This window comes from Sporomusa sp. (assembly GCF_057736855.1).
Genome location: NZ_JBYKYF010000257.1, coordinates 1 through 4466 on the forward strand (window position 1 = coordinate 1; position 4466 = coordinate 4466).

4 protein-coding genes are annotated in these 4466 nt (G+C 39.6%); all 4 read left to right on the plus strand.

What is annotated here, in order from left to right:
* The first annotated feature begins 280 nt into the window (after nucleotides 1–280).
* Entirely contained in the window at nucleotides 281–1171 is an 891-nt protein-coding gene (locus tag AC29Z1_RS14005) for a DUF3089 domain-containing protein (RefSeq protein ID WP_488272073.1), read from the plus strand.
* 758 nt (nucleotides 1172–1929) lie between these two features.
* Nucleotides 1930–2925: a zinc-dependent alcohol dehydrogenase family protein gene (locus AC29Z1_RS14010; protein ID WP_488272074.1), complete on the plus strand. Its 996-nt coding sequence runs from the start codon at nucleotides 1930–1932 to the stop codon at nucleotides 2923–2925.
* A 146-nt stretch (nucleotides 2926–3071) separates the two neighbouring features.
* Entirely contained in the window at nucleotides 3072–3773 is a 702-nt protein-coding gene (locus AC29Z1_RS14015; protein ID WP_488272075.1) for a 5'-nucleotidase, read from the plus strand.
* Between the two features lie 200 nt (nucleotides 3774–3973).
* A complete protein-coding gene (locus AC29Z1_RS14020; protein ID WP_488272076.1) occupies nucleotides 3974–4288 on the plus strand; it encodes a zinc ribbon domain-containing protein in 315 nt (104 codons plus the stop codon).
* Nucleotides 4289–4466 lie beyond the last annotated feature (178 nt).

Sequence of the window (4466 nt, forward strand, 5' to 3'; positions counted from 1 at the left end):
CAAGGAAAATGCTCTCAAGTCTGGAAAGTAAAGGCTTGAGAGCTTCTTTTATGTGTTTATAGATGTGTATAGGGATGCTAGCTGACCTGATGCCTTACTAAAGAAGTGGTAAGGAAGATGGTTAAATAGCAAGCAAGAACCGTCCCAAGGCACTGGTAATGGTGAAAAATGCCCTATTTATGGTGAAAAATGCCTGATCAAAATTGTATAATTTGGAGGCCATTTTGTTTTTCTATGGAATTTTATAACATATGAAGTTTGTATTTCGAGGAGGCAGGAAATGAACGCAAAAAAAATTTTAGTACTGGTTATTGCTCTTTGTTTCAGTTTAACAATAGTAGCATCTGCTAATGGAAGTCAGGCAACCGATTATTCGAAACCTGCGAATTGGCTGGCTTTGCCGGGATCGGTTGATAAGCCAGTGGATGTTTTTTACCTTTATCCTACGGCTTGGCGAAAAGAAAATGCAAATGAACCTAATATTTGTGAAATTGATAATCCCTCCATGATGAGGGGCTCAAAACAGGCATTTGACAGGCAAGCTACAGTTTTTGAACCTGTCGCCAATATATATGCGCCCTACTATCGTCAGGCTGACGCGGTGTATTGCCTGTCGCTATCTTTAGAAGAACATGAAAAGTTAATTGGAGGCATACCAAAAGCAGATACATTTGCGGCATTTGACTATTATATCAAACACTACAATCATGGCCGACCGTTCATTTTAGCCGGACATTCTCAAGGTTCAAACTTGCTGTTGTATTTATTATCCGATTATATGAAAGAACATCCTGAGGTCTATGCCAGAATGATTGCGGCATACGTCATCGGCTATTCCGTCACCGATAGCTACCTTGCCCAAAATCCGCACCTAAAATTTGCTAAAGGCCCAGATGACACCGGTGTAATAATTTCATACAACACAGAAGCTCCGGTGGTTGAAGGAAACAATCCTGTTGTTCTGCCTGGTGCATTGGTTATCAATCCGATTACTTGGACTAGAGAAGAAACCTTGGCAACCGCTGAGCAGAACTTAGGGTCAATAATGCTGAAGCCAACGGGAGAACTTGTCTACAATATTAGAAATTTTGCTGATGCCCGCATCGACTCAAAAAGAGGAGTGCTAATCTGTAGTACTGTCGATGTGGACAAGTTATCCCCGGGGAATTAAGTTTTTGGCAAGGGGATATTTCACAGCTTTGATTATCCATTTTACTACAACAACCTTCGACAAAATGCTGCTAATAGAGTTGAAAAGTACTTTGTCAGTCATAAAGAAATTTTCCCATGTAATGTAAATAACGACGTGACTTTGCGGTTGGGCGAGTGCAATCCATAAGAAGAAGCAGTGGGATGGTTAATTATTTTTTTGAAAATGTTTGTTTGGTTCTTTAGATGATGCGGTTGGGAAGGACGCGGGGACAGGTTCGTTATCCCTCAAGTGTATATAAGTGCGATGTAACGAATTTTTGTATACGTAACTTAACTAAAAAATAGGGCAATAAAGGCTGACGTTATTATACTATCCTGCAGATTTAAATAATTTTGCAGGGGATAATCAACTGATATTGCGCACTATAAAGAGAATAGAGGAGAATAGTTATTAATTTATTAATAACGCAAAGTGCTCTCAAGTCCTGTAATAAGGGCTTGAGGGCTTTTTTATGTGTTTATAGATGTGTTGGATGATATCTGACTTGATTGCCTTACTAAAGAAGTGGTAAGGAAGAAGGTTAAATAGCAAGCAAGAACCGTCCCTTTCAGTTCCGTCCCTTTCAGTTCCTTTCAGTTCCATGAGTTCTGGGAATAGTAACTCAGAATGGAAAAACCACAAACGACTACCGGTTCAGATATCCAAGAATGGGACTCGGTGAAAAGATGGGCTATTACATAAAAATGAACTGGCAAAAGTAGAAAGGGGAATTTTAGGTGAAAGCGACAGTAATTGAAACATTTGGCGATCCTTCTGTGTTTAAGTCAGCAGAACTTCCTCGGCCTACTGTAATTCCGGGACATGTTCTTATAGAAGTTAAAGCTACTAGCGTTAATCCGGTCGACTGTCGTATACGTAGTGGTCAGGCTCCTGGGATGGCTCCAACACTTCCTGCAGTTTTACATGGCGATGTATCGGGGATTGTGGTAGAAGTCGGTGAAGGCGTAAGCAGATTTAAAGTTGGTGATGAGGTATTTAGTCTTGCAGGGGGGACAAAAGGGACGGCTGGAGGAGCCTTAGCTGATTATATGCTAGCTGATGCTGATTTTCTTGCGCAAAAGCCTCGAACACTAAGCATGGAAGAAGCTGCTGCGTTGCCGTTGGTATCTTTAGCTGCATGGCAAGCTCTTATTGATCGCGGTAACATTGGTAAAGGACAAACGGTATTAATACACGCTGCTGCAGGGGGAGTTGGGCATGTCGCTATTCAAATAGCAAAATGGGCTGGAGCCAAGGTATATACTACTGCTTCCTCGCCGGAGAAGCTAGCACTTGGTACTAAATTGGGTGCCGATGGTGTTATTGATTATAACCAGGAAACGGTTCGGGATTATGTGGCTAGATATACCGACAAAAAAGGTTTTGATGTAGTTTTTGACACAGTTGGAGGTCCAACTTTAGAGAAATCTTTTGAGGCGGTAAAGTCATTAGGCCAGGTTTTATCGATAGCTACTCGTAGTACCCACGACTTGTCGCTTATGAATTTTAAAGGGTTGACACTGCACGTAGTTTATACCATGTACCCGCTAGTCAGCGGGATTGGACGCGCCCATTACGGAGAGATTATGACCAATATTGCCCGCATCGTGGATGAAGGAAAGCTGCGGCCCGTACTAGATCCCAAAGTTTTCAATTTTAGTGAAGCGGCACAAGCGCATCGATATTTGGAGTCTGGTCAGGCTTTTGGAAAAGTTGTTTTAGTCAATCAATAGTTACTATAACTTTATGATATTTACTTTTATTAACTGAACTATTAAAAATAATCAAAGTTCCTGGAAATGTACCAATTATTCGCAGGAACTTTGATTATTTTTATGGTAATTTATAGTTATAGCAATCCCATTCTTTATAGGGGATGGTGGAAATCATTTTAGTTTCTAAGAATGACCCCAATACCGGATTAAGAGTTTTTAATTCTATAGAAGCACATCAATTAAATATTACACGTGCAGCTTTTACTCGCGGAAGAACACCTTATAAATATTTAAAAGCATTTAATGCAGACTTATTTTTATCGGCGAATCCGGATGATGTAAAATTGGCGCTGGAGAATGGATACGCTAGCGCTACTATTTATACAGGAACACCTTATCGAGAAGATGAAACCTTTGATGAAATCCGAATTGCCTTTGATGGTGATGCTGTAATATTTAGTGATGAATCAGAAAAAATCTTTCAGGAAAAGGGATTAGAAGAATTTAAACGGTATGAAAAAGAAAACAGAGAAATTCCAATGGCACCTGGACCCTTTAAAAACTTTCTCGCGGCTTTAAATAAACTGCAGAGTGTCTACCAAAATGCCGCAAAGCCGAAACCGATACGAACGGCTTTAGTAACTGCACGTAATGCTCCTGCTCATGCGCGGGCCATAATGACACTCCGCAAATGGGGGATCGGTGTTGATGAAGCTTTCTTTTTAGGCGGTTTGGACAAGGCTCCAATTCTAGAGAGCTTTAATCTGCACATTTTCTTTGATGACCAGCATACATACTGTCAAACGGCATCAAAGATAGTTCCGACAGGTCATGTACCGATTGGTGTAAAAAATTCGCAGAAGTGAAAGACAACTGAGGCAAAAAAGAATAGTCAAAAGTAGAAACAGCTGGGTTTATATCTTTATGATAGTGGGCATATTGTAAATAATTTAGAACTCATTGGTAGAACCTTGGACAAAATCCTAAAACAGGAATTTACTGGAATAGACCGAGGTAGTATAATGGTCTAAAGTATTTAAATAAGCAAAGCAAGGACGGTGTAAGCATGAAATTCTGTGCAACTTGTTCAATGCCCTTAGATAACAATGAGGTGATTGGGTTAACTAAAGACAATGAATTGTTTTGCATTCACTGTGTTAATGAAGATAAACAAGTTAAATCTTGTGAAGAAATTTTTGAAGGAGGAGTGCAATTTTTTATGAGCTTGGATTCCTCCATAACTAGAGATTTTGCAGAAAGAAATGTTAGAAAAAATATGAGAAATTTGCCTTATTGGCAAAATAAAGAGTATCCTTGCCTTGAAGGAGAAATAGCAACTGATGAAGAGTTTAATCAAGTATTAGCTAAACTACAAGGATAAATTGCAATTTTATAAACGCGCTCGTTGGCAATGACGTTACTATTTGACAACTACATACTTCCCGTAAAATAAATTTTGCCGTTAAACCTGATACGGAGAATCGTGACAGGTTTAATGGGAAAAACAGCCCTAACCTTTGTATTGCAAGGATTGGGCTGTTTTTATAGCATAACGACAC